The 2,875-nt window shown below is 64.5% G+C and carries 2 protein-coding genes; both read right to left on the minus strand.

What is annotated here, in order from left to right; genetic code table 11:
- A partial coding sequence (locus ABF401_RS03810; protein ID WP_353508213.1) for a bacteriocin-associated integral membrane family protein occupies positions 1-1,472 on the minus strand: 1,472 nt, incomplete at its 3' end.
- A gap of 981 nt (positions 1,473-2,453) precedes the next feature.
- On the minus strand, positions 2,454-2,875 hold a 422-nt coding region (locus tag ABF401_RS03815), incomplete at its 5' end, for a polyamine aminopropyltransferase (RefSeq protein WP_502908189.1).

Genomic DNA, 2,875 nt, shown 5'->3' on the forward strand with positions numbered 1-2,875 from the left:
AGCAGTTGTTGCGTGGGCCCGAGCCCGGTGAACATCAAGTTCATCGAGGAGGCCACGGAGCCGAGGAAGTCGTCGGTGAACATGCCGTGAACGCGGGGGGCGACCATGACCACGCCAGAGTCGAGAAAGGCAATCCCACCACCGCCGGCCCTGGCCATGGGGGCTTCGGTGGTGCCGGACTGTCGGTAGAACGTGAACTGCTGCAGTGCCTGCGCAACCGGGACTGTTGGGTGCAACCAAATGGGGAGGTTGGCCTGCAGGTAGTTGCGCATGCCGGGGGGAAGCTCATCGGCGGCAACCGGTGTGAGGAGGATCTGGTCGACGGTGCTGCCCGTGGTGACCAGATCAAGCCACTGCTGGTTCACCAGGGACAGATTTTGCTCCTGTCCGAAGTTCAGACCGGCGTCCGCGTCGGCGGCCCATGTGTAGGACAGGGCGAGGTGGTGCTGTGCCTCCGCGTCCGCGATGACGTCGCCGATCCTGCCGCTGAGGGCTTGGAAGCCAGCCTCGTCCACAGCGCTCGGCAGTACCAAGGAGACCTGGTCGGACAAGGACCGCCAGACGGCCTGCTGAGCGGCGACATTGCTGGCTTGCTCGTAAGCGGTGACCGAGGGGGCGACCGCGGACAGAAGCAAGATGAAGGTGACGGCTTTGAGCGCCGCCGAGGGGGCTCGGTACTTGCTGACCGCGGGCTCACGCCGGGCGAGCAGCTGCGGGCTCGGCCACGCGGCAAGGCACATGAGCAGCATGCATATTGCCGTGGTCACGACCACGAGCCCCATGAACAAGGCCAGCGTTCGGCTGTAGTAGGCGGTGAAGGCCCACCCGTGTGCGACGCCGACATACCCGGTGGCCAAGGCCCAAACGGCGGCCGCGGCGGCCGACAGACGCACCAAGAACTCGGTGATGTCCTCGTATTGGATCCGCGCGGAGGAGACACCCGCCAGGATGCGGAGAGCTCGTGCCCGGCTCTTGACTGTGAGCCAGAACAGGGCCAACGAGATCATCAGGATGGCCGTCGCGAGCAGGGTGACTCCGAAGGCGGACTGTCGCACCAGGAACGTCAGAGTAGTCGTGACCGAGTCCAGCGCCCACTCGTTGCCGATATTGCGGCGGTCAAGGAGCTCTCTGAAGGTGTTCAGTTGGTCGTCGCTACCGCTGACCAAGTACTGGCCCGAGGCGAAGGAATGCTCAAGCGTCGCAGCGTCCTTGACGATGGCATCGGGTTGGTCGCCGAATCGTTGGACCCGCTCGGGAAGGCGGATGTCGCCGAGCGGGACGAGCACCTGCCCCGACTGGTCGGCCCCGAGATCCGGAGCGAGCTTGACCAGACCCAGGTCGAACTGGTCGCTACTTCGGGCCAAGAAGGTGAACGCGTCGCTGTCGCTGAGACCGGTTCCGGAGAAGTCCAGGCTGACGCTTGCCTTGACATCGGCGTTGACGGGAAAGGACCGGTCATGCAGGTCGGTCATGACCGCCACCAAGAACGCGGCAAGTCCGAACAGGACCACCGAAACCGCGAGCACCACTTTGCGGTGCATCTGAGACCCCCCACGTGATCGATCGGATGAGTCGCGGTCACAACCCGTATGGCGGGCCCCCGCGCCTAAGTGGATGGGTGGGGAGGTCGTCCGATCCAGCCAACTATGGGCGAGGGCCCGCTCCTACCGGGCTGTCACAGGCCCGCTGCTAACAAAGCCGGTAATAGTAGGAGTCCGTCGCGCCAGGAGTCTGGAGCGCGAACTTTTCGGCGGAAGCCTGAGTATTCGCTGCCACGCAGATACTCCGGATGCTCTCGCCGTTGAGGGTCAAGCTGGAGCCATGATTCTTGCCCACCCAATAATAGGAGCGGACGTAGGCGTTCCAATGGCCATACTGCCAGGTCCCTCCTGCCGACGGATAGACAGTGGTCGGGCCCCGGTGCAGCCACGCCGGCAGCGCGTTCGCCGAGCTTGCCGAAAGCATCGGAGCACCGATGCCGAGGGCCACGGCCGCCGAAACCGACGCCACCACCGTTGACATACGTGCCTTCACTCGCCTGATCTTGAGTCCTCTTTGACTCCGAAGCGGACGACTGGTCGGCATGTAAAGAACTGCCGTGCCGGCAGCCTCCCTGCAACTCGACACAGCGGCAACTCGAAACTTGAAAGCTCCTCCTGAACCTAGTCACGGGCCCCTCTCCAACGGCGCGAGGTATCACTGAGCTGAGTTGAGCAAAGACAGCTAGCCTGTAAAATGACGCGATGGATTGAATTGTTCTGAGAGTCGGCCTCCCGATCCACTCGGGCCGGGATGCAAAAAAGCCAAAAGAAATCGTCGCGTCTCACGAGGACGCACCAACTGCCGCATGAGCCGCCCAATACCCGATCCGGGGAATGTTGGAGAGCAAAACTCTCGACAACCAAACAGGTTCGATGGCGTGGGCGCCCCTCCACAGGCACCGGCAGGCGGCGTCAGACGATCCGCCAGCCGCGCGCGTCGGGCGCCGGCGGGCTCGGCATCCCGCCGTCGTCGAGAGGCTTCGCACGGGCGATGATCCGGTCGATCTCGACGCCGACCCGCAGGCCCGTGGGCAGGTTCGCTCGCGCCACGTCACGCCGGAGCCGTTCCTCGGGCAGCGGCACGGCGCTCGCGACAACGACGCTGTTGCCGAAGCGCCTCCGCTTTAGGACCTCGTGCGTCGCGACCAGGCCGACGTGTGGCAGCGCACCGCGGATAGTGGCGAGCACCCTTGCCACATAACGCATCCCGGGTTCGTCGGCGAGGTTCCAGAGGGCCGTTCCCTCAGGCTTGAGCACCCTTGCGACCTCGTGGACGTATGCCGCTGAGCTCAGTTCCGCCGGGATCCGGCCTTGCGCGTAGGCATCGGTCACGA

Origin of the sequence: Intrasporangium sp. (genome assembly GCF_040414665.1) — a bacterium.
Taxonomy (GTDB): domain Bacteria; phylum Actinomycetota; class Actinomycetes; order Actinomycetales; family Dermatophilaceae; genus Intrasporangium.